Source organism: Pseudomonas persica (assembly GCF_900291015.1).
GTDB lineage: Bacteria > Pseudomonadota > Gammaproteobacteria > Pseudomonadales > Pseudomonadaceae > Aquipseudomonas.
In genome coordinates this window covers 1-21534 of sequence record NZ_OLKL01000035.1, presented here as the reverse complement: position 1 = coordinate 21534, position 21534 = coordinate 1, and the positions used below count along the sequence as shown (strand labels likewise).

Genomic DNA, 21534 nt, shown 5'->3' with positions numbered 1-21534 from the left:
TGTGCCTGGAGATTGCTGAAAGAGGCCGAAGACGGTTCTACTGAGAAATTGCCTTCGGCCATAGAATCTCCCACAGGATTACCTTGGCCTTCAGGGCCAATGATGAACCTGTGGGAGCGGGTTTACCCGCGAAGAGGCCAGAACAGGTCTCAGTGCAGTATCTGCGCCAGGAACCCCTTGGCCCGCTCGGTACGCGGCTGGTTGAAGAACACCTGCGGCGGGCTGTCTTCGATGATCTGCCCGCCCTCGAGGAACAGCACCCGCTCGGCTACCTGACGGGCAAAACCCATTTCATGGGTGACGCAGAGCATGGTCATGCCGGTGCCGGCCAGTTGCACCAGCACATCCAGCACTTCGGCGACCATCTCCGGGTCCAGCGCCGAGGTGGGCTCGTCGAACAGCATGATCCGCGGCTTCATGCACAGCGCCCGGGCAATCGCCACGCGCTGCTGCTGGCCACCGGACAGCTGGCTGGGGTACTTGTGTGCCTGGCTTTCGATGCCGACTTTGCTCAGGTACATGCGCGCCCGCTCTTCGGCGTCCTTGCGCGACAACCCGCGCACGCTGGTGGGGGCCAGCAGGCAGTTGTCGAGCACGCTCATGTGCGGAAACAGGTTGAAGTGCTGGAACACCATGCCGATGTCGCTGCGCACCTGCGCCGCTTCGCGGGTGGTGGCCGCCAGGTCGATGCCATCCACCTTGATGCTGCCAAGCTGGGCCACTTCCAGGCGGTTGATGCAACGGATCAGGGTCGACTTGCCCGAGCCGGACGGCCCGCACAGCACGATGCGTTCCCCTTCACGCACCTGCAGGTCGATGTCGCGCAGCACGTGGAACGCGCCGTAGTGCTTGTTCAGGCCTTCGATGCTGATCAGCACCGGGCGCGGGTCGGGTTCGGGGGCAAGGGTGGCAAGGCTCAGTGGTGCGGTCATCTTGTTGTTCTCCCGCAGGGGTTCAGTCGAAACGGGTCGCGCTGTAGGGCGCGGGGTCGGTGAAGGGCCGTTCGCCGGTGACCAGCTCGGCCAGCAGCCGGCCGCTGACCGGGCCCAGGGTGAGGCCGTGGTGGGCGTGGCCGAAGTTGAACCACAGCCCCGGGTGGCGCGGCGCCGGGCCGATCACCGGGCGCATGTCGGGCAGGCATGGGCGCCGACCCAACCAGGGGCTGTCGTCCAGGCGCTCGCCCAGCGCCGGGAACAGCTTGCGCGCCAGGGCTTCGCAGCGGCCCAGCTGGATCTGGTTGCCCGGCGCGCTGCTGGCGTCGAATTCGATGCCGGTGGTCAGGCGCACGCCACGGGCCATTGGCGCCAGCACGTAGCCGCCCTGGGTGTCGCAGATGGAATGCTCCAGTTGCGCGCCGTCACGGGTGCTGTAGTGCATGTGGTAGCCACGCTTGATCGCCAGCGGGATCTGGTAGCCCAGGCCACCGAACAGGTCGGCCGATTGCGGGCCGAGGCAGGCCACCACCTCGTTGGCGGTAATCGGGCCGCGGCGGCTGTCTACCCGCCATTGGCCGTCGACCTGGCGCAGGCTGCGTGCATCGCCATGCAGGAACTGCCCGCCGCGTTGCAGGAACAGGGTGGCGTAGCCACGGGTGAGGGCGCCGGGGTTGTTCACGGTCTTGGGGTCGAGCCAGTGGATGCCACCGACCACGCTGGCGTCCAGCTGGTGCTCACGGGCCTGCAACTGCCCGCATTCGAGGATTTCGAACTGCAGGCCATAACGGCTCAGGCCCTTGGCGTCGGCCTTGGCCTGCTCGAACAGTGCCGGGTCACGGAACACTTCGATCCAGCCTTTGGCCTGCACCAGCTGTTCCAGGCCGGCGGCAGCGATCAGGGCGTCGTGCTCCTCGACGCAGCGCTGCACCAGCGGCAGCATGTCGGCGGCGGCTCCGGCCAGGCGCCCGGGGGCCGACTGGCGCCAGTAGCGCCACAGCCAGGGGGCGGCCTTGGGCAGGTGCAGCAGGCTGTAACGCACATCGGGCTGGCGGTTCAGGCCGTAGCGCAGCAGCGCGCCCAGTTGCCGGGGAAAGGCATAGGGGATCACGCTGGAGCGCTCGATCAGCCCGGCGTTGCCGTGGCTGGTGCCGCTGCCCGGTTCGTCGCGGTCGATCAGGATCACCTGGCGCCCGCGGGCCTGCAGGTGCAGCGCGGTGCTGACGCCGACGATGCCGGCGCCGAGGACAAGGGTCTGGCAATGCATGGAACGTATCCTTCGGTCAGTTCAGGTGGCGGCCCAGGCGGGCTTCCAGGTGTTTCAGCAGGCGCCGCACCAATTCGACGATCAGCAGGTAAAGCACGGCGGCCCACAGGTAGATCTGGAAGTCGAAACTGCGCGAGAAGGCCAGTTTGGTCACGCCCATCAAGTCGTAGATGGTCACCAGCGAGGCGATCGCGCTGGCCTTGATCATCAGGATCAGTTCGTTGCCCAGCGGGCCGATGGCCACCAGCAACGACTGCGGCAGGATCACCTTGAAGAAGGTGGTCGAGCGCTTCAGGTTCAGCGCCCGCGCCGCTTCATGCTGACCGGGGGCGACGGCCATCAGGCTGCCGCGGAAGATCTCGGCCTGGTAGGCGGCGGTGTTCAGGGTGAACGCCAGCAGGGTGCAGAACCACGCCTCGCGGAAGAACCACCACAGGCCGACGTCCTGCCAGAAGCCCTTGAGCGAGCCCAGGCCGTAATACAGCAGGAACAGCTGGGCCAGCAGCGGCGAGCCGCGGAAGAAGTACACATAGCCGGCGGCCATGCGCTGCAGCAGCAGGCTACGCGACATCCGCGCCAGGGCCAGTAACAGGCCGAGCACGGCACCCAGGCTGAAGGAAATCGCCACCAGCTTGGCGGTTACCAGCAGGCCATCGAGGAAGCGCGGGCCGTAGCGGTCCAGCAGGTCGGGGTCGAGGACCAGCGCCAGCAGTTGTTCGAAGCTCATGCGCGTGCTCCTTGCAGGTGGCGGTTGCTGCGCCGTTCGATGAAGGCGAACACACGCCCGGAAATGGCGGCGAACAGCAGGTAGCCCAGGCAGGCGACGCCATAGAAGAACATCGGCTCCTTGGTCACGCTGACGGCCAGGTTGGTCTGGCGCATCAGGTCGACCAGCGAGATGGTGGATACCAGCGAGGTATCCTTGAGCAGCGACAGCCAGTTGTTGGACAGGCCGGGCAGGGCGATGCGGGTCAGTTGCGGCAGCACCACCTTGAAGAAGCCGGTGCGCTTGCTCAGGCCCAGCGCCGAGCAGGCTTCCAGTTGGCCCTTGGGCAGGGTCTTGAAGGCTGCCAGCCAGATCTCGCTGGAGAACGCGGCGAACACCAGGCTGAAGGCGATCATCGCGGCGAGGAAGGTATTGATCAGGAACTCACCCTGGTAGCCCATGGCCGCGAGGATCTTCTGCGCGGCGATCTGACAGCCGTAATAGATGATCAGCAGTGTCAGCAGTTCCGGCAGGCCACGGAACACGGTGGAGAAGGTGGTGGCCCAGGCCCGCGGCAAGCGCTTGCGCGAGCGTGCGGCGAGGGCGACGACCAGACCCAGCGGCAGGCCGATGGGCAGGCAGGCCAGGGCCAGGGACACGGTGACCAGGGCGCCGGCCAGCAGCGCCTGGCCCCAGCCTCCACTGGCGAAGGACAGCAAGGACAATTGATCGAGCATGACGAACCTCTTGGGCTTGTAATGCGCTCTCTGTGGGAGCGGCCTTGTGTCGCGAAAGGGCTGCGCAGCGGCCCCAGGATTTATGCAACTGCACAAGATTGCCGGGGCCGCAGTGCGGCCCTATCGCGACGCAAGGCCGCTCCCACAGGGAATGCGCAAGACTTCCTGAAGATCAGTTGTAGATATCGAAAGCGAAGTACTTGCTGGCGATCTTCTGGTAGGTGCCGTTGGCCACGATCTGTTGCAGTGCCGTGTTCAGGCGCTGACGCAGGGCTTCGTCGTCCTTGCGCACGGCAATGGCGGCATCGGCCTTGGTGTCGGCCACGTCGCCGAGGATCTTGCAGCAGTCCCCGCCGTTCTTGGTCATCCACTCGTTCAGCGGGAATTTGTCGGCAATCACGCCATCCAGGCGGCCCGCGGCCAGGTCAGCATTGGCTTCGTCCATGGTCGGGTACAGCTTCACGTCGGCACCGGCCTTGGCGTAGACGTCTTCGGCGTAGATGGCCTGGGTGGACGACGACTGGGCGCCAACGGTGTAGCCGTCGAAGTTGGTCTGGGCGTCGTTGATCTTGCTGTCCTTGGCCACGGCGACGGTCAGCGGGGTACGGTAGTAGTGGTCGGTGAAGGCGATCTTCTTGCGCCGCTCTTCGGTGTTGATCATCGACGCGACCACTGCATCGTACTTGCGTGCCATCAGCGCCGGGATGATGCCTTCCCAGTCCTGGGCCACCAGCGTGCACTCGACTTTCATCTGCTCGCACAGGGCATGGGTGATGTCCACGTCGAAGCCGTGCAACTGGTTATTGGCGTCTACGTAGTTGAAGGGCGGGTAGGCGCCCTCGGTGGCGAAGCGCAGGGTTTCGGCACTGGCGGCACCCGACAGCAGCAGGGCGCACGCACCCACCAAGGCCATGGTCTTGTTCATCTCGCACCTCATTGCACTCTTGCTATTGTTGTTTTCCCGTCGACCACGAGGTGTAGCCGACGAATTCGTTATGTAGAGCGGCAGTTGCTTCCAAGCGTTTTTCAACATCCGGTCCGAGCTTCTTGCAGACCTCGTTGACCATCAGGTGCACCCACGACAGCATGGTCGAGGTGGACTCCCAGAACAGGTTGAACTCGGTGGGGATGCGGAACACCTCGTCGGCGTTGGCATCAGCCCAGTCACAGAAGGGGTCGGTCACCAGGGTGACGGCAATGCCAGCCTCGCGCGCCTTCTGGCACAACAGCAGGGCATGGCGGGAATAACGGCGGGCTTCGAACACCACCAGGGCGCTGTCGTCGGCGCGCCCCAGCAACACTTCACCAAAGTGCCCGGCACTGATATCGACCAGTTGCACGCCGTCGCGCAGGTACTGCAGCAGGTGGCTCATGCACATGGCGATGCCGCGCTCGGTCTGGAAACCGGCGATGAACACCCGGCGCTTGCTCGCCAGGCGTTGCGCGACGCTGTGCCAGGCGCTGCTCTGGCGATACTCGTGCACGCGCACCAGGGCGGCGATTTCCAGCTCCAGGCTACCGGCGTTGTCGCTGGCGTCCTGGTTCTGGCGGTAATCTTGCAGGCGGTCACCCACCAGCCACGGGCCATCGCCCAGGTCGTTCTGCAGGTCTTGCTTCAACGCCTTGAGGTGGGCATAACCCAATGAACGGCAGAAACGGCCGACGCTGGATTCGCTTACGCCCAGCTTGACGGCAATGCTGGCCGAGGTCTGGAACGGCAGTTCGTGCAGGTTGGCGAGCATGTAGCTGGCGATCTTGCGGCCCGAAGCAGCGGCGCCTTCGAGGCTGTTTTCCAGGCGTTGCTTGATCAGTTGGCTCATGCTGCGGCTCCAGGGGTGAGGCTTGCGAAAGAAAATGGCTGTTTTCTGTCATCAAGTCAATATTTGACAGATAGCTGTCACATGCAGGAAAGTTTTTGTCGTTGCAACGCTGTAGCCATTCCAATTCCAACAAGGAGCTTCAGATGTCCGCACCTACCACCAGCACCGCCGTGCGCGTGCCTTTTACCGAGCTACAGGGCCTGTTGCAGAGCATCTTCCAGCGCCATGGCTGCAGCGACAGCGTGGCCCGGGTGCTGGCCCACAACTGCGCCAGCGCCCAGCGCGATGGTGCCCATAGCCATGGGGTGTTCCGCATGCCCGGCTATGTCTCGACCCTGGCCAGCGGCTGGGTCGATGGCCGGGCCACGCCAAAGGTCAGCGACGTGGCGCCCGGTTATGTTCGTGTCGATGCCGCGGGCGGCTTTGCCCAGCCGGCGCTGGCGGTGGCCCGTGAATTGTTGGTGGCGAAGGCGCGCAACGCCGGTATCGCCGTACTGGCGATCCACAACTCGCACCACTTCGCCGCGCTGTGGCCGGATGTGGAGCCATTCGCCGATGAAGGCCTGGTGGCCTTGAGCGTGGTCAACAGCATGACCTGCGTGGTGCCGCATGGCGCCCGCAAGCCGCTGTTCGGCACCAACCCCATTGCCTTTGCCGCGCCGTGCGCCGAACATGACCCGATCGTCTTCGACATGGCCACCAGCGCCATGGCCCATGGTGACGTACAGATTGCCGCGCGCGCTGGCCAGCAATTGCCGGAGGGCATGGGGGTGGATGCCAATGGTGAGCCGACCACCGACCCCAAGGCGATTCTGGAAGGCGGCGCTTTGCTGCCATTTGGCGGGCACAAGGGCTCGGCCTTGTCGATGATGGTCGAGTTGCTGGCGGCGGCGCTGACCGGTGGGCATTTCTCCTGGGAGTTCGACTGGTCGGGGCACCCGGGGGCGAAGACGCCGTGGACCGGGCAGCTGATCATCGTCATCGACCCGAGCAAGGCCGAGGGCGAGCGGTTTGCCCAGCGCAGCCGCGAACTGGTCGAGCAGATGCAGGCCGTGGGGCTGATGCGCATGCCTGGCGAGCGGCGTTACCGTGAGCGTGAGGTGGCCGATGAGGAAGGGGTGGCGCTGACCGAGCAGGAGTTGCAAGGCCTGAAAGAGTTGCTTGGCTGACCCGGCCCTATCGCCGGCAAGCCAGCTCCCACAGGTACACCACAAACCCCAAGGCCTGTGGTGTACCTGTGGGAGCTGGCTTGCCGGCGATAGGGCCTCACTGCCAGTACAAATCCTCAGCCATGCAATGTTGCATAGACAACCTTGCACAATAGTTGATGTTCCTGAGCCTGCACTCCGGGTATGCTCAGGGCTGCCTTTTCGAACTGTCCTGATCCAAGGAGCTGCACGCTGTGTTCAAACATGTCGATGCCTATGCCGGCGACCCGATCCTCTCGTTGATGGAAACCTTCAAGGCCGACCCGCGCGCCGACAAGGTCAACCTGAGTATCGGCCTGTACTACGATGAGGCCGGCGTGGTGCCGCAACTGGCGGCTGTGGATGCGGTGGAGAAACGCATCGCCGGCCAGGACCACGAAGCCTCGCTGTACCTGCCGATGGAAGGCCTGGCCAGCTACCGCCAGGCGATCCAGGCGTTGCTGTTCGGTGCCGATCATCCGGCCGTGACCGGCGGGCGCGTGGCCACCGTGCAGACCGTGGGTGGCTCCGGCGCCCTGAAAGTCGGTGCCGACTTCCTCAAGCGCTACTTCCCGCAGTCCGAAGTCTGGGTCAGCAACCCGACCTGGGACAACCACCGCGCCATCTTCGAAGGTGCCGGTTTCAAGGTACACACCTACCCGTACTTCGACCAGGCCACCCGTGGCGTGGACTTCGATGGCATGCTGGCCACCCTGCAGACCCTGCCGGCCAACAGCGTGGTGCTGCTGCACCCGTGCTGCCACAACCCCACCGGTGCCGACCTGGAACAGCAGCAGTGGCAACAAGTGGTTGAAGTGGTCAAGGCACGCCAACTGATCCCGTTCCTCGACATCGCCTACCAGGGCTTTGCCGAAGGCCTGGTGGAAGACGCCTACGCCATCCGCGAAATGGCCCGCGCCGGCGTGCCGTGCCTGGTCAGCAACTCGTTCTCGAAGATCTTCTCGCTTTACGGCGAGCGGGTCGGCGGCCTGTCGGTGGTCTGCGACGATGACGCCACTGCCCAGAGCGTGCTCGGCCAGCTCAAGGCTACCGTACGCCGCAACTACTCCAGCCCACCCAACTTCGGCGCCCAGCTGGTCGCTGGCGTGCTGAGCGATGCCGCCCTCAATGCCCAGTGGGCCGCGGAAGTCGAAGTGATGCGCAAACGTATCCTCGACATGCGCCAGGCGCTGGTCGATGCCCTGGCCGTGCTGCTGCCAGGCCAGGACTTCCAGTTCTTCCTGCGCCAGCGCGGCATGTTCAGCTACACCGGCTTCAGCGTCGAGCAGGTGCGTCGCCTGCGTGACGAGTTTGGCGTGTACCTGATCGACAGCGGCCGCGTGTGCATGTCCGGCCTGCGTCCGGCCAACCTGCAACGGGTTGCCGAAGCGTTCGCTGCCGTCCAGAAGTAACACCGCACGGGGCCGCTTTGCGGCCCTTTCGCCGGCAAGCCGACGCCCCCAGGGGGAGCGTATGGCTCAAGCACTACGCGGTCGGTGTGGCAGCTGGCTTGCCGGCGATCAGGCTGCACGCAACCTCTGGGTGCAATCCCCTTGTAAAGACAAGTGCAACCGCTCCTCGGAAAAGGGCTTCGCAAGTGCAACCTTTCCGGGCACAATCGCGTTCCTCTTTCCCGGTTGAGTTGGGCGAAACGTCTATTTCGCCATTCTCAGCCTGTTGCAGTCTTGCGAGTGGAGCTTCACCCGGAATGAATGAGCAGGCCCCAAGCGTTGAACAACGCTTTGCAGAATCGACCCCCGCCACCCTCGGCAGCTGGTCGCGTCACGACACCACCTGGATGCTGGGCCTGTTCGGCACAGCAATCGGCGCCGGAACCCTGTTCCTGCCGATCAACGCCGGCCTTGGCGGTTTCTGGCCGCTGCTGATCCTGGCCATACTGGCCTTCCCGATGACCTATTTCGCTCACCGCGGGCTGACCCGTTTCGTCCTTTCCGGGCGCGATGGCGGCGATATCACCGAAGTGGTCAAGGAGCACTTCGGCATTAGCGCCGGTGCCTCGATCACCGTGCTGTACTTCTTCGCGATCTTCCCGATCCTGCTTATCTATAGCGTGGCGCTGACCAACACCGTGTCCAGCTTCCTCGAGCACCAGCTGCACATGCAGCCGCCGCCACGGGCCATCCTGTCGTTCGTGCTGATCCTCGGCCTGCTGGCCATCGTGCGCTGCGGGGAGCAGGCCACGGTCAAGGTCATGAGCCTGCTGGTCTACCCGTTCATCGTTGCCCTGGCGTTGCTGGGCCTGTACCTGGTGCCGCACTGGACCGGTGGCATTCTCGACAGCGCCACCCAGTTGCCGCCGGCCTCGGCCTTCCTGCACACCCTGTGGCTGGCGATTCCGGTGATGGTGTTCTCATTCAACCACTCGCCGATCATCTCCGCCTTTGCCGTCGACCAGAAGCGCCGCCACGGCGAGCATGCCGATGAGCGTAGCGGCCAGATCCTGCGCCGTGCCCATCTGCTGATGGTGGTGATGGTGCTGTTCTTCGTGTTCAGCTGCGTGCTCACCCTGAGCAGCGCCCAGCTGGCCGAGGCCAAGGCGCAGAACCTGTCGATCCTGTCGTACCTGGCCAACCACTTCAGCAACCCGACCATCGCCTTTGCTGCGCCACTGATCGCCTTCGTGGCCATCGCCAAGTCGTTCCTTGGCCACTACATCGGCGCGAGCGAAGGCCTGAAGGGCATCATCACCAAGGCCGGCGCGCGCCCGAGTGCCAAGGCCCTCGACCGCGTAGTTGCCGCGCTGATGCTGGTGGTGTGCTGGATCGTCGCCACCCTCAACCCGAGCATCCTCGGCATGATCGAGTCGCTCGGCGGGCCGATCCTCGCGGTGCTGCTGTTCCTGATGCCGATGTACGCCATCCGCCGCGTGCCGTCGATGCGCAAGTACAGTGGTGCTGCCTCAAACGTGTTCGTGGTGGTGGTCGGCCTCGTTGCGCTGACCTCGGTGGTGTACGGCCTGCTGGGCTGATTCGCCGCCTGCAATAAAGAATGCCCGGGTCGGCTGTCGCCACCCGGGCTTTCTTTTAAGCCTGATCAAGGTTTCAGCAGCGCTGCATTTCATCGTCCTTGGTGCACACAAGCAGCCACCATCCACAGAGGCTGGCCACCACGAACAGTAACCCCAAGCCCTCCGGAAGCGTACTTTCGAAGCCTGCGACCACACTGCTAGTCAAACCCGCGCCAGCGAACAGCAATGTCGTGTTGAGCGAGGCTGCCGCACCTGCCTGATGCGTATAGCGCGCCAAGGCTTGGGTCGTCGCAGCCGGGCGCACCAGAGTTGTCCCGGTAGTACAGACAATCATCGGTAGCAGAACACCCACCACAGACAACCCTGCTAGCCGCTCCCAAATCAAAAGGGTGACGCCCGCAGTACTTATAAGCAGAAAGCCCGCTTTTATTTGAACCTGCGGGCTTACCCGATGGTTCAAATAGGTCGCAGCTACCCCGCCGGCGATATAGGCCAACCCATAGCCGATAAATACAATGGAGAATTGATAGGTCGTCAGCTCCAGCCTGCCCATCAGCAGCAATGGCGCTATGACGATAAAGGAAAAATGGCAGGCAAAGGCGAGGCTGGACTGCATGGAATACGCAAGATAGGCCCTGTCGCGCAGCATCACCAGATAACTGGACATGCCTGCCGCCCGTTGGTGCAGCGCAGGTGTGTCATCAAGCAGCACATACGATAAAAGTGAAACGATCGCAGCGATGATCGCGAATCCTGTAAAGCTTGCCTCCCAGCCAAAGGACTGTTGGAGAAGGGCACCTGCAAGTGGTGACAGGGAGATGAACAACCCACTTGCGCTGGTTAACAGGATTCGCATGGCATTGCGCTGTTTACCCCTGTACAGGTCCTGCACAAGCGCCTGCCCTAGCACGAGGCTGCCGCAACCCAGGGCCTGCACTAAACGAAACGCCATGAACGTTTCATAGTTGGTTGAAAATACGCAACCGAGCGCCCCGGCAATGGACACTCCCAACCCGGCGAGCAGCAAACGCTTGCGCCCGATGCCATCCGACAGTGGGCCGATCACTATTTGCGCCATGGCAACGCCAATAGCAAAAAAGCTCACCGAGTACGCTATCTGCTTTGCGTCGACCCGAAACTCATCTGAGAGCGCAGGGAATGATGGGAGGATCACATCCAGCGGAAATACACCTAACAGACACAACAGAATCAGCAATGTCGAGTGCAGATTTGAATCTCCATGCAAGCGCCGCGTTATTGCGTCGCATCTGATGGTAGCGACACGTTGAAGATGTGCAAGATTAATTGAGTGGCGAAACTTCCGATAAAGTTGTAGGGCTTTTTACCTTGGCACTTATCGGCGGTCGGCTCAACTTGCTCCTAAAACCTCGAGCACAAACCGCGCCAGGGATTTGTAAACAGTTCATGTCAATTAAAAAACCAACTTTGTAGCAGGCTCGTATTCGGGGCGGGCTGGGGGCATGGCAGCTGGACGTGACTGCTGGTATCAGCATTTTGTCCACAAAAATAGTCTGGCCAAAGAACAATTTCACATTTCCCCATAGGCACCCGGACGCCTTCATGCTTAACTCAGAGTCCTTTTCAAACCCCGCATAAGGATTTCGTCATGGCTCAAGTGACTCTCAAAGGCAACCCGGTTCAGGTCAAAGGCGAGCTGCCGAAAACCGGCGCCCAGGCGCCGGCTTTCTCCCTGGTCGGTGAAGGCCTGGCTGACAAATCGCTGCAAGACTACGCCGGCAAGCGCAAGGTGCTGAACATCTTCCCGAGCGTCGACACCCCGACCTGCGCTACTTCCGTGCGCAAGTTCAACGCCCAGGCCAACGATGTAGCCAATACCGTGGTGTTGTGCATTTCCGCCGACCTGCCGTTCGCCCAGGCACGCTTCTGCGGCGCCGAAGGCCTGGACAACGTGAAGAACCTGTCGACCCTGCGTGGCGGCGAGTTCCTCGAAAACTACGGCGTGGCCATCGCCGATGGCCCGCTCGCCGGCCTGGCCGCCCGTGCCGTGGTGGTGCTGGACGAGAACGACAAGGTGCTGCACAGCGAACTGGTTGGCGAAATCGCTGACGAGCCGAACTACGAGGCGGCGCTGGCTGTACTGAAGTAAGGGGTGTGGGGCAGGGCGGCTGAGTCCTGTTCCGGCCCCTTCGCGGCTAAAGCCGCTCCCACAGGATGCACGGACCGTTTGCGAATTCAGTTCTCTATGCGACAGCGCAGCCCAAAGGGCTGGGCCATCTCCCACAGGGATATCACAGCCTTTGAAACCTGTGCGGTACCTGTGGGAGCGGGTTTACCCGCGAAGGGGTCGGCACAGGCAGCGGAAACCTTCTAGCCCGCCACCGCTCCAGGCAACACCCTGTAAACGGCCCGGAACCTGTTCCGGGCCGTTTTCATTTAAAGTTCAACCCCTTGGCAACGTCAGGCAAAGGTAAACCTCTGGTAAAGGCGCTTTGCTAAAACGATGCCAGTGCTTATCGTTCATCCTCCCCAAGTCGTCATTCCGAACAAGGTTCGTTCAACCCATGCAAGCGTCCAATTCCCGTTCCCCTCGTCGCTGGCTCGTCGGCCTGCTGATCCTGCTGCTGGTGGCTGCACTGGCCTGGTGGCTGTGGCCCGCAGCGGCGCCTGCGCCTAAAGAAGCCAGTGGCGGGCGCGGTGGCAAGGGCATGGGCATGATGGGCGGCCGCCCGGGCTTCGGCAGCTCCAGCGACCCGGTGCCGGTGCGTGTAGAACCGGTGCGGGTGGGCGACTTCCCGCTGTACTACAAGGCCTTGGGCACCGTCACCGCGACCAACACCGTCAACGTGCGCAGCCGCGTGGCTGGCGAGCTGGTGAAGATCCACTTCAAGGAGGGCCAGCAGGTCAAGGCCGGCGACCTGCTCGCCGAGATCGACCCGCGCCCGTACCGCATCGCCCTGCAACAGGCCGAAGGCACCCTGGCGCAGAACCAGGCGCAGCTGAAGAACGCCCAGGTCGACCTGGCCCGCTATAAAGGCCTGTATGCCGAAGACAGCATCGCCAAGCAAACCCTCGATACCGCCGAAGCGCAGGTGGCGCAGTTCCAGGGGCTGGTGAAGACCAACCAGGCGCAGGTCAACGACGCCCGCCTGAACCTCGATTTCAGCCAGATTCGCGCGCCGATCAACGGCCGCGTGGGCCTGCGCCAGCTCGATCTGGGCAACCTGGTGGCGGCCAACGACACTACCGCGCTGGTGGTGATCACCCAGACCGAGCCGATCAGCGTCGCCTTCACCCTGCCGGAAACCGAGCTGAGCACCGTGCTGGAGCGCTACCGCAGCGGCGCCAGCCTGCCGGTCGAGGCCTGGGACCGCAGTGACAGCAAGCTGCAGTCCACCGGTGTGCTGGGCAGCATCGACAACCAGATCGACACCACCACCGGCACCCTCAAGTTCAAGGGCAGCTTCGAGAACAAGGACCTGGCCCTGTTCCCCAACCAGTTCGTCAACGTGCGCCTGCTGGCCGACACCCTCAAGCAGGTGACCATGGCCCCGGCGGCGGCCATCCAGTTCGGTAACGACGGCACCTTCGCCTATGTGGTCAACGCCGAGAGCAAGGTGAATGTGCGCAAGGTCAAGGTGGGGGCCAGCGACGGCGAGAACAGCGTAATCCTCGAAGGCCTCAAGGCCGGCGACCGCCTGGTGCTGGAAGGCACCGACCGCCTGCGCGAAGGCACCAAGGTGGAGGTGGTCGAAGACAGCTCGCAAGTGCCGACCACCCCGGGCCAGCACCTGCAAGGCCAGGAGGCCAAGGGTTCGGCACGCACGGGTGATGTGCAGCCCGGTGAAGCACAGTCTGGCAACGCAGCAGGCAAGGCGGGCGCATGAACCTCTCGCGCCTGTTCATCCTGCGGCCGGTTGCCACCACGCTGAGCATGCTGGCCATCGTCCTGGCCGGCCTGATCGCCTACAAGTTGCTGCCGGTTTCCGCCTTGCCGCAGGTGGACTACCCGACCATCCGGGTCATGACCCTGTACCCGGGGGCCAGCCCGCAGGTCATGACCAGCGCCGTTACCGCGCCGCTGGAACGCCAGTTCGGCCAGATGCCGGGCCTGGAGCAGATGGCCTCGACCAGCTCCGGCGGCGCCTCGGTGCTGACCTTGCGCTTCAACCTCGACATGAACATGGACGTTGCCGAGCAACAGGTGCAGGCCGCGATCAACGCCGCCAGCAACCTGCTGCCCAGCGACCTGCCGGCACCGCCGGTGTACAACAAGGTCAACCCGGCCGATACCCCGGTGCTGACCCTGGCCATCTCCAGCAAGACCATGCCGTTACCCAAGCTCAACGACCTGGTTGATACTCGCGTGGCACAGAAGCTCGCGCAGATCAGCGGTGTGGGCATGGTCAGCATCGCCGGCGGCCAGCGCCAGGCGGTGCGGATCAAGGTCAACGTCGATGCCCTGGCCGCCAACGGCCTGAACCTGGAGGACGTACGCACCCTGATCGGCGCCTCCAACGTCAACCAGCCCAAAGGCAACTTCGACGGCCCGACCCGGGTGTCGATGCTCGACGCCAACGACCAGCTGCGCTCCCCTGAGGAATACGCCAACCTGATCCTGGCCTACAACAACGGCGCACCCCTGCGTCTCAAAGACGTGGCCGAAATCGTCGACGGCGCCGAAAACGAGCGTCTGGCTGCCTGGGCCAATGAAAACCATGCGGTGCTGCTGAACATCCAGCGCCAGCCGGGCGCCAACGTCATCGAAGTGGTCGACCGCATCAAGGCGCTGCTGCCGTCGATCACCGACAACCTGCCGGCCGGCCTCGATGTTTCGGTGCTCACCGACCGCACCCAGACCATCCGCGCCGCGGTCAAGGACGTACAGCACGAACTGCTGATCGCCATCGCCCTGGTGGTAATGGTTACTTTCGTCTTCCTGCGCCGCTTCAGTGCCACCCTCATCCCGTCGATCGCCGTGCCATTGTCGCTGATCGGCACCTTTGGCGTGATGTACCTGGCCGGCTTCTCGGTCAACAACCTGACGCTGATGGCCCTGACCATCGCCACCGGCTTCGTGGTCGACGATGCCATCGTCATGCTGGAGAACATCTCCCGGCACATCGAGGAGGGCGAGACGCCCATGCAGGCGGCGCTCAAGGGCGCCCGGCAAATCGGCTTCACCCTGATCTCGCTGACCTTCTCGCTGATTGCGGTACTGATCCCGCTGCTGTTCATGGCCGATGTGGTCGGTCGCCTGTTCCGCGAGTTTGCCATCACCCTGGCGGTAGCCATCCTGATTTCCCTGGTGGTATCGCTGACCCTGACGCCGATGATGTGCGCGCGCCTGCTCAAGCGCGAGCCCAAGGCAGAAGAACAGGGCCGGTTTTACCGCGCCAGTGGCGCCTGGATAGACTGGCTGATCAGGCACTACGGCAGCGCCCTGCAGTGGGTGCTCAAGCGCCAGCCGCTGACGCTGCTGGTGGCCGTGGCCAGCCTGGCACTGACCGTGTTCCTGTACATGGTGGTGCCCAAGGGCTTCTTCCCGGTGCAGGACACCGGGGTGATCCAGGGCATTTCCGAAGCGCCGCAGTCCACCTCGTTCGCCGCCATGAGCGAACGCCAGCAGGCCCTGAGCAAGGTGATCCTGCAGGACCCGGCGGTGCAGAGCCTGTCGTCCTACATCGGCGTCGATGGCGACAACGCCACGCTCAACAGCGGCCGCCTGCTGATCAACCTCAAGCCCCATGGCGAGCGTGATGTCACTGCCAGCGAGGTGATCAACCGCCTGCAGCCGCAAGTCGACCGGCTGGTGGGCATCCGCCTGTTCATGCAGCCGGTGCAGGACCTGAGCATCGAAGACCGGGTCAGCCGTACCCAGTACCAGTTCAGCCTGTCGTCACCGGACGCCGAGTTGCTGGCGCAGTGGAGCGGCAAGCTGGTGCAGGCGCTGCAGCAGCGCCCGGAACTGGCCGACGTGGCCAGCGATCTGCAGGACAAGGGACTGCAGGTGTACCTGGTGATCGACCGCGACATGGCCAGCCGCTTAGGGATCAGCGTATCGCAGATCACCAACGCCCTGTACGACGCCTTCGGCCAGCGGCAGATCTCGACCATCTACACCCAGGCCAGCCAGTACCGCGTGGTGCTGCAGTCGCAGGATGCGGCAGTGATCGGCCCGCAGGCACTGGAGTCGATCCACGTCAAGGCCACCGATGGTGGTCAGGTGCGCCTGTCGGCGCTGGCGCGCATCGAGCAGCGCCAGGCCCAGCTGGCCATTTCCCACATCGGCCAGTTCCCGGCGGTGACCCTGTCGTTCAACCTGGCCCACGGCGCGTCGCTGGGCGAGGCGGTGCAGGTGATTGAGCAGGTACAAAAGGACATCGGCATGCCGCTGGGCGTGCAGACCCGCTTCCAGGGCGCGGCGCAGGCCTTCCAGGCATCGCTGTCGAGCACCTTGCTGCTGATCCTGGCGGCGGTGGTGACCATGTACATCGTGCTGGGCGTGCTGTACGAGAGCTACATCCACCCGGTGACCATTCTTTCGACCCTGCCGTCGGCGGCGGTCGGTGCCTTGCTGGCCTTGCTCATCAGCGGCAACGACCTGGGCATGATCGCCATCATCGGCATCATCCTGCTGATCGGCATCGTCAAGAAGAATGCGATCATGATGATCGACTTCGCCCTCGAGGCCGAGCGCCAGCAGGGCATGAGCCCGCGTGATGCCATCTACCAGGCGGCGCTGCTGCGCTTCCGGCCGATCCTGATGACCACCCTGGCCGCGCTGTTCGGCGCCGTGCCGCTGATGCTCGCCACCGGTTCCGGCGCCGAGCTGCGCCAGCCGCTGGGCCTGGTGATGGTCGGCGGGTTGCTGGTCAGCCAGGTGCTGACGCTGTTCACCACCCCGGTCATCTATCTGTACTTCGACCGCCTGGCCCGTCGCTGGCGCCCGGCCACTGACGTGAAGCAGGCCGAGGCATGAACCTGTCCGGTCCTTTCATCCGTCGCCCGGTGGCGACCATGCTGTTGAGCCTGGCGATCATGCTGCTGGGCGGGGTCAGCTTCGGCCTGCTGCCGGTGGCACCGCTGCCACAGATGGACTTCCCGGTGATCGTGGTGTCGGCCAACCTGTCCGGCGCCAGCCCGGAAGTGATGGCGTCCACCGTGGCCACGCCGCTGGAGCGCAAGCTGGGCAGCATTGCCGGCGTGACCACCCTGACCAGCAGCTCCAACCAGGGCTCCACGCGGGTGATCATCGGCTTCGAGATGGGCCGCGACATCGACGGAGCGGCGCGCGAAGTGCAGGCGGCGATCAACGCCACCCGCAACCTGCTGCCCAGCGGTATGCGCAGCATGCCCACCTACAAGAAGATCAACCCCTCGCAGGCGCCGATCATGGTGCTGTCGCTGACCTCGGATGTGCTGCAGAAAGGCCAGCTGTACGACCTGGCCGACACCATCCTGTCGCAGAGCCTGGCCCAGGTGCCGGGGGTAGGGGAGGTGCAGATCGGTGGCAGTTCGCTGCCGGCAGTGCGGATTGCCGTCGAGCCGCAACTGCTCAACCAGTACGGCCTGTCTCTGGATGAAGTACGCACTGCGGTGTCCAACGCCAACCAGCGCCGGCCGATGGGCTTTGTCGAGGACGCCGAGCGCAGCTGGCAGGTGCGTGCCAATGACCAGCTGGAAGGCGCCAAGGACTACGAGCCGGTGGTGATCCGCCAGCAGAACGGCACCATCCTGCGCCTGTCCGACGTGGCGACCATCACCGACGGCGTCGAGAACCGCTACAACAGCGGCTTCTTCAATGACCAGAGCGCGGTGCTGCTGGTGGTCAACCGCCAGACCGGGGCCAACATCATCGAAACGGTAGACCAGATCAAGGCGCAACTGCCGGCCCTGCAGTCGCTGCTGCCGGCCAGCGTGCAACTGAACGTGGCCATGGACCGCTCGCCAGTGATCAAGGCCACCCTCAAGGAAGCCGAGCACACCCTGCTGATCGCGGTGGTGCTGGTGATTCTGGTGGTCTACCTGTTCCTCGGCAGCCTGCGTGCCTCGCTGATCCCCAGCCTGGCGGTGCCGGTGTCGCTGGTGGGTACCTTTGCGGTCATGTACTTGTGCGGCTTCTCGCTCAACAACCTGTCGCTGATGGCGCTGATCCTCGCCACCGGCCTGGTGGTCGACGACGCCATCGTGGTGCTGGAGAACATCTCCCGGCACATCGAGGACGGCCAGCCGCCGATGAAGGCGGCCTTCCTCGGTGCCAGGGAAGTGGGTTTCACCTTGCTGTCGATGAACGTGTCGCTGGTGGCGGTGTTCGTCTCCATCCTGTTCATGGGTGGTATCGTGCGCAACCTGTTCCAGGAGTTCTCCATCACCCTGGCGGCGGCGATCATCGTATCGCTGGTGGTGTCGCTGACCCTCACACCGATGCTGTGCGCCCGCTGGCTGAAGCCGCACCAGGCCGAGCCGACCCGCCTGCAGCGCTGGAGCGACCAGCTGCACCAGCGCATGGTCGATGCCTATGACCGCAGCCTGGGCTGGGCCCTGCGCCACAAGCGCCTGACTCTGATCAGCCTGTTGGCCACCATCGGCATCAACATTGCCCTGTACGTGGTGGTGCCCAAGGCGCTGATGCCGCAGCAGGACACCGGCCAGCTGATGGGCTTCATCCGTGGTGACGACGGCCTGTCGTTCAGCGTGATGCAACCGAAAATGGAAATCTACCGCCGCGCCTTGCTGGCCGACCCGGCAGTGCAGAGCGTTGCCGGCTTCATCGGCGGCAACAGCGGCACCAACAACGCCTTTGTGCTGGTGCGCCTGAAGCCGATCAGCGAGCGCAAGATCGATGCGCAGAAGGTGATCGAGCGCCTGCGCAAGGAGATGCCCAAGGTACCCGGTGGGCGCCTGTTCCTGATGGCCGACCAGGACTTGCAGCTGGGCGGCGGTGGCCGTGAGCAGACCTCTTCGCAGTACCTGTACTCCCTGCAGAGCGGCGACCTGACGGCGTTGCGCGAATGGTTCCCGAAAGTGGTGGCGGCGCTGCGTACACTGCCGCAGCTGACTGCTATCGACGCCCGCGACGGTGCCGGCACCCAGCAGGTGACCCTGGTGGTCGACCGCGACCAGGCCAAGCGCCTGGGCATCGACATGGACATGGTCACCACGGTGCTGAACAACGCCTACAGCCAGCGGCAGATCTCCACCATCTACGACAGCCTCAACCAGTACCAAGTGGTGCTGGAGATCAACCCGAAGTACGCCTGGGACCCGAGCACCCTCGAGCAGGTGCAGGTGATTACCGCCGACGGTGCCCGCGTACCGCTGTCGACCATTGCCCATTACGAGAACAGCCTGGCCAACGACCGGGTCAGCCACGAAGGCCAGTTCGCCGCCGAAAGCATCGCCTTTGACGTCGCCGAAGGCTACAGCCCCGACCAGGCCATGGCGGCGCTGGAACGTGCGGTGGCCAAGCTGGGCTTGCCCGAGGAAGTGATCGCCAAGCTCGGTGGTACTGCCGATGCCTTTGCCAAGACCCAGGAAGGCCAGCCGCTGATGATCCTTGGCGCGCTGGTGCTGGTTTATCTGGTGCTGGGTATCCTCTACGAAAGCTACATTCACCCGCTGACCATCCTCTCGACACTGCCCTCGGCCGGCGTCGGTGCCTTGCTGGCGTTGTACGTCACCGGCGGCGAGTTCAGCCTGATCTCGCTGCTGGGGCTGTTCCTGCTGATCGGTGTGGTGAAGAAGAACGCCATTCTGATGATCGACCTGGCCTTGCAGCTGGAGCGCCACCAGGGCCTGACACCGGAAGAGTCGATCCGTCGGGCCTGCCTGCTGCGCCTGCGGCCGATCCTGATGACTACCCTGGCGGCCATCCTCGGGGCCTTGCCGCTGCTGCTGAGCCGCGCCGAAGGCGCGGAAATGCGCCAACCGCTGGGCCTGACCATCATCGGTGGCCTGGTGTTCAGCCAGGTCCTCACCCTTTACACGACACCGGTGGTCTACCTGTACCTGGACCGCCTGCGTCACCGTTTCAACCGTTGGCGCGGCGTGCGCACCGACGCCGCCCTGGAAACCCCGCTATGACTTTTGCCCAGACCCCACTTCACCGTGCCCTGCAGACGCTGACCCGTGGGCGTGGCTCGCGCCTGCTCGGCGCCGGGTTGTGCGTCGCCTTGCTCAGCGCCTGCACCCTGAGCCCGGATTACCACCGCCCTGAGCTGAGCAGCACGGCGCAGTTCAAGCACGCTGAAGGCTGGACCCAGGCCACGCCGTCCGATGCCATCGCCCGCGGCGCCTGGTGGGAAATCTACGGCGATGCCGGCCTCAATGCGTTGGTCGAAGAGCTCAATCGCAGCAACCAGACCGTGGCGCAATCGGAGGCACAGTACCGCCAGGCCCAGGCGCTGGTGCGCAGCAGCCGGGCGGCGCTGTTCCCCAGCCTGGACCTCAGCGTCGGCAAGACCCGTTCGGCCCAGGGCACCGGCAGCTCCAGCTCGAGCCTGTCGAACAACAGCAGCGGCATTCGCAACACCTACAACGCCCAGCTGGGTGTCAGCTGGGAAATCGACCTGTGGGGCAAGCTGCGCGAGGCCCTCAATGCCAACGAAGCCAGTGCCGAAGCCAGTCTGGCCGACCTGGCCTCGATCCGCCTCAGCCAGCAGTCGGAACTGGTGCAGAACTACTTGCAGTTGCGGGTGATCGACGAGCAGAAGCGCCTGTTGGAAGCCACCGTGGCAGCCTATGAACGCTCGCTGCGAATGAACGAAAACCAGTACCGTGCCGGCGTTGCCGGCCCGGATGCGGTGGCCCAGGCGCGTACCCAGCTCAAGAGCACCCAGGCCGACCTGATCGACCTGGTCTGGCAGCGCGCGCAGTTCGAGAACGCCATTGCCGTTTTGCTGGGCAAGACTCCCGCCGACTTCGCCCTGGCCGACAGCAAGGCCATTCCGGCGCTGCCGCACATTCCGCTGGCCTTGCCCTCGCAATTGCTGGAACGGCGCCCGGACATCGCTGCCGCCGAACGCAACGTGATGGCTGCCAACGCCAACATCGGTGTGTCGCGGGCGGCGTATTTCCCGGACCTGAGCCTGAGCATGAGTGGCGGTTACTCCAGCAGCAGCTTCAGCAACTGGATCGAACTGCCCAACCGCTACTGGTCGGTGGGCCCGCAGCTGGCGCTGAGCTTGTTCGACGCCGGCAAGCGCAGCGCCGAGGTGGACCGCACGGTGGCGGTGTATGACCAGACCGTGGCGCAGTACCGCCAGACCGTGCTTGATGGCTTCAAGGAAGTGGAAAACCTGCTGGTGCAGTTGAAGGTGTATGGCGATGAAGCGGTGGTGCGCCAGGAGGCACTGGATGCCGCCCGCGAGTCGCTGCGCCTGACCGAGAACCAGTACCGTGCCGGGCTGATCGGCTACCTGGATGTGGTCAACGTGCAGACCACGGCGCTGAGCAACGAGCGCAGTGTGTTGAACCTGCTGCAGGGACGGCTGGTGGCCAGCGTGCAGTTGGTTGCCGCGCTGGGCGGTGGTTGGGACGCCGGGCAGGCGTTTGCTGAGCAGGATTGATCGGGGCCTCGAGCGCAAACGTACGCTCTGGGCGCAACCGTCTCGTATTGCCTGTACCGGCCTCATCGCCGGCAAGCCAGCTCTCATAGAACTGCACATAACTCGTTGAATTAGCAGGGCCCCTGTGGGAGCGGCTTTAGCNATCGCCGGCAAGCCAGCTCTCATAGAACTGCACATAACTCGTTGAATTAGCAGGGCCCCTGTGGGAGCGGCTTTAGCCGCGAACACCGGCACAGCCGGTGCCATGCACCGCGTTGGATTCTTCGCGGCTAAAGCCGCTCCCACAGGATGCACGGACCGCTTGCGAATTCAGTTCTCTATGCGACAGCGCAGCCCAAAGGGCTGGG

The 21534-nt window shown here is 64.0% G+C and carries 15 protein-coding genes; 8 read left to right on the top strand and 7 right to left on the bottom strand.

All coding sequences use genetic code 11. The annotated features are described in order from the left end of the window. Positions 1–149: 149 nt before the first annotated feature. The 6 genes from FQ664_RS17615 to FQ664_RS17590 all read right to left on the bottom strand — a co-directional run bounded on the left by FQ664_RS17615 (position 150) and on the right by FQ664_RS17590 (position 5462). A complete protein-coding gene (locus tag FQ664_RS17615; RefSeq protein WP_144173711.1) occupies positions 150–932 on the bottom strand; it encodes an amino acid ABC transporter ATP-binding protein in 783 nt (260 codons plus the stop codon). Positions 933–954: 22 nt separating this feature from the next. Continuing rightward, entirely contained in the window at positions 955–2199 is a 1245-nt protein-coding gene (locus FQ664_RS17610; protein ID WP_144173710.1) for an NAD(P)/FAD-dependent oxidoreductase, read from the bottom strand. 16 nt (positions 2200–2215) lie between these two features. Then, positions 2216–2926: an ABC transporter permease gene (locus tag FQ664_RS17605; protein ID WP_025338833.1), complete on the bottom strand. Its 711-nt coding sequence runs from the start codon at positions 2924–2926 to the stop codon at positions 2216–2218. Then, positions 2923–3642: an ABC transporter permease gene (locus FQ664_RS17600; RefSeq protein WP_144173709.1), complete on the bottom strand. Its 720-nt coding sequence runs from the start codon at positions 3640–3642 to the stop codon at positions 2923–2925. Before FQ664_RS17600 ends, FQ664_RS17605 begins: the two co-directional genes overlap by 4 nt. A 172-nt stretch (positions 3643–3814) precedes the next feature. Then, positions 3815–4567, bottom strand: coding sequence for a transporter substrate-binding domain-containing protein (locus FQ664_RS17595; protein WP_085692808.1), 753 nt, complete (start codon positions 4565–4567; stop codon positions 3815–3817). Between the two features lie 22 nt (positions 4568–4589). Beyond that, the gene (locus tag FQ664_RS17590) at positions 4590–5462 is read right to left on the bottom strand and encodes a MurR/RpiR family transcriptional regulator (protein ID WP_144173708.1); all 873 of its coding nucleotides are present in this window, start codon (positions 5460–5462) and stop codon (positions 4590–4592) included. 143 nt (positions 5463–5605) lie between these two features. Here FQ664_RS17590 and FQ664_RS17585 point away from each other — a divergent pair, with 143 nt between their 5' ends. The 3 genes from FQ664_RS17585 (at position 5606) to FQ664_RS17575 (ending at position 9638) form a co-directional block, all read left to right on the top strand. Beyond that, on the top strand, positions 5606–6631 hold the full coding sequence (locus tag FQ664_RS17585) for an Ldh family oxidoreductase (RefSeq protein WP_144173706.1): 1026 nt from the start codon (positions 5606–5608) through the stop codon (positions 6629–6631). Positions 6632–6864: 233 nt separating this feature from the next. Then, the gene (locus FQ664_RS17580; RefSeq protein ID WP_144173704.1) at positions 6865–8061 is read left to right on the top strand and encodes an amino acid aminotransferase; all 1197 of its coding nucleotides are present in this window, start codon (positions 6865–6867) and stop codon (positions 8059–8061) included. A 296-nt stretch (positions 8062–8357) separates the two neighbouring features. After that, on the top strand, positions 8358–9638 hold the full coding sequence (locus FQ664_RS17575; RefSeq protein WP_144173702.1) for a serine/threonine transporter: 1281 nt from the start codon (positions 8358–8360) through the stop codon (positions 9636–9638). Between the two features lie 73 nt (positions 9639–9711). On the opposite strand, the gene FQ664_RS17570 is transcribed toward FQ664_RS17575, so the two are convergent. Continuing rightward, complete coding sequence (locus tag FQ664_RS17570; protein ID WP_144173700.1) at positions 9712–10896, bottom strand: Bcr/CflA family efflux MFS transporter; 1185 nt, start codon at positions 10894–10896, stop codon at positions 9712–9714. 369 nt (positions 10897–11265) lie between these two features. On the opposite strand from FQ664_RS17570, the gene tpx reads away from it, so the two are divergent. The 5 genes from tpx (at position 11266) to FQ664_RS17540 (ending at position 21187) form a co-directional block, all read left to right on the top strand. Further along, positions 11266–11766 (top strand): thiol peroxidase, encoded by a 501-nt coding sequence (gene tpx, locus FQ664_RS17565; RefSeq protein WP_144173698.1) that lies wholly within the window; start codon positions 11266–11268, stop codon positions 11764–11766. A 415-nt stretch (positions 11767–12181) separates the two neighbouring features. Continuing rightward, entirely contained in the window at positions 12182–13504 is a 1323-nt protein-coding gene (locus tag FQ664_RS17555; RefSeq protein ID WP_144173696.1) for an MdtA/MuxA family multidrug efflux RND transporter periplasmic adaptor subunit, read from the top strand. Further along, on the top strand, positions 13501–16599 hold the full coding sequence (locus FQ664_RS17550; RefSeq protein ID WP_144173694.1) for an MdtB/MuxB family multidrug efflux RND transporter permease subunit: 3099 nt from the start codon (positions 13501–13503) through the stop codon (positions 16597–16599). Before FQ664_RS17555 ends, FQ664_RS17550 begins: the two co-directional genes overlap by 4 nt. Continuing rightward, complete coding sequence (locus FQ664_RS17545) at positions 16596–19703, top strand: efflux RND transporter permease subunit (RefSeq protein ID WP_144173693.1); 3108 nt, start codon at positions 16596–16598, stop codon at positions 19701–19703. The genes FQ664_RS17550 and FQ664_RS17545 overlap by 4 nt, the downstream gene beginning before the upstream one ends. Beyond that, a complete protein-coding gene (locus FQ664_RS17540) occupies positions 19700–21187 on the top strand; it encodes an efflux transporter outer membrane subunit (RefSeq protein ID WP_144173692.1) in 1488 nt (495 codons plus the stop codon). Before FQ664_RS17545 ends, FQ664_RS17540 begins: the two co-directional genes overlap by 4 nt. Positions 21188–21534 lie beyond the last annotated feature (347 nt).

Excerpts from the sequence above, each read along its gene's own strand:
- FQ664_RS17615 (WP_144173711.1), bottom strand. The coding sequence starts at position 932 with ATGACCGCACCACTGAGCCTTGCCACCCTTGCCCCCGAACCCGACCCG.
- FQ664_RS17610 (WP_144173710.1), bottom strand. The coding sequence starts at position 2,199 with ATGCATTGCCAGACCCTTGTCCTCGGCGCCGGCATCGTCGGCGTCAGC.
- FQ664_RS17605 (WP_025338833.1), bottom strand. The coding sequence starts at position 2,926 with ATGAGCTTCGAACAACTGCTGGCGCTGGTCCTCGACCCCGACCTGCTG.
- FQ664_RS17600 (WP_144173709.1), bottom strand. The coding sequence starts at position 3,642 with ATGCTCGATCAATTGTCCTTGCTGTCCTTCGCCAGTGGAGGCTGGGGC.
- FQ664_RS17595 (WP_085692808.1), bottom strand. The coding sequence starts at position 4,567 with ATGAACAAGACCATGGCCTTGGTGGGTGCGTGCGCCCTGCTGCTGTCG.
- FQ664_RS17590 (WP_144173708.1), bottom strand. The coding sequence starts at position 5,462 with ATGAGCCAACTGATCAAGCAACGCCTGGAAAACAGCCTCGAAGGCGCC.
- FQ664_RS17585 (WP_144173706.1), top strand. The coding sequence starts at position 5,606 with ATGTCCGCACCTACCACCAGCACCGCCGTGCGCGTGCCTTTTACCGAG.
- FQ664_RS17575 (WP_144173702.1), top strand. The coding sequence starts at position 8,358 with ATGAATGAGCAGGCCCCAAGCGTTGAACAACGCTTTGCAGAATCGACC.
- tpx (WP_144173698.1), top strand. The coding sequence starts at position 11,266 with ATGGCTCAAGTGACTCTCAAAGGCAACCCGGTTCAGGTCAAAGGCGAG.
- FQ664_RS17555 (WP_144173696.1), top strand. The coding sequence starts at position 12,182 with ATGCAAGCGTCCAATTCCCGTTCCCCTCGTCGCTGGCTCGTCGGCCTG.
- FQ664_RS17550 (WP_144173694.1), top strand. The coding sequence starts at position 13,501 with ATGAACCTCTCGCGCCTGTTCATCCTGCGGCCGGTTGCCACCACGCTG.
- FQ664_RS17545 (WP_144173693.1), top strand. The coding sequence starts at position 16,596 with ATGAACCTGTCCGGTCCTTTCATCCGTCGCCCGGTGGCGACCATGCTG.
- FQ664_RS17540 (WP_144173692.1), top strand. The coding sequence starts at position 19,700 with ATGACTTTTGCCCAGACCCCACTTCACCGTGCCCTGCAGACGCTGACC.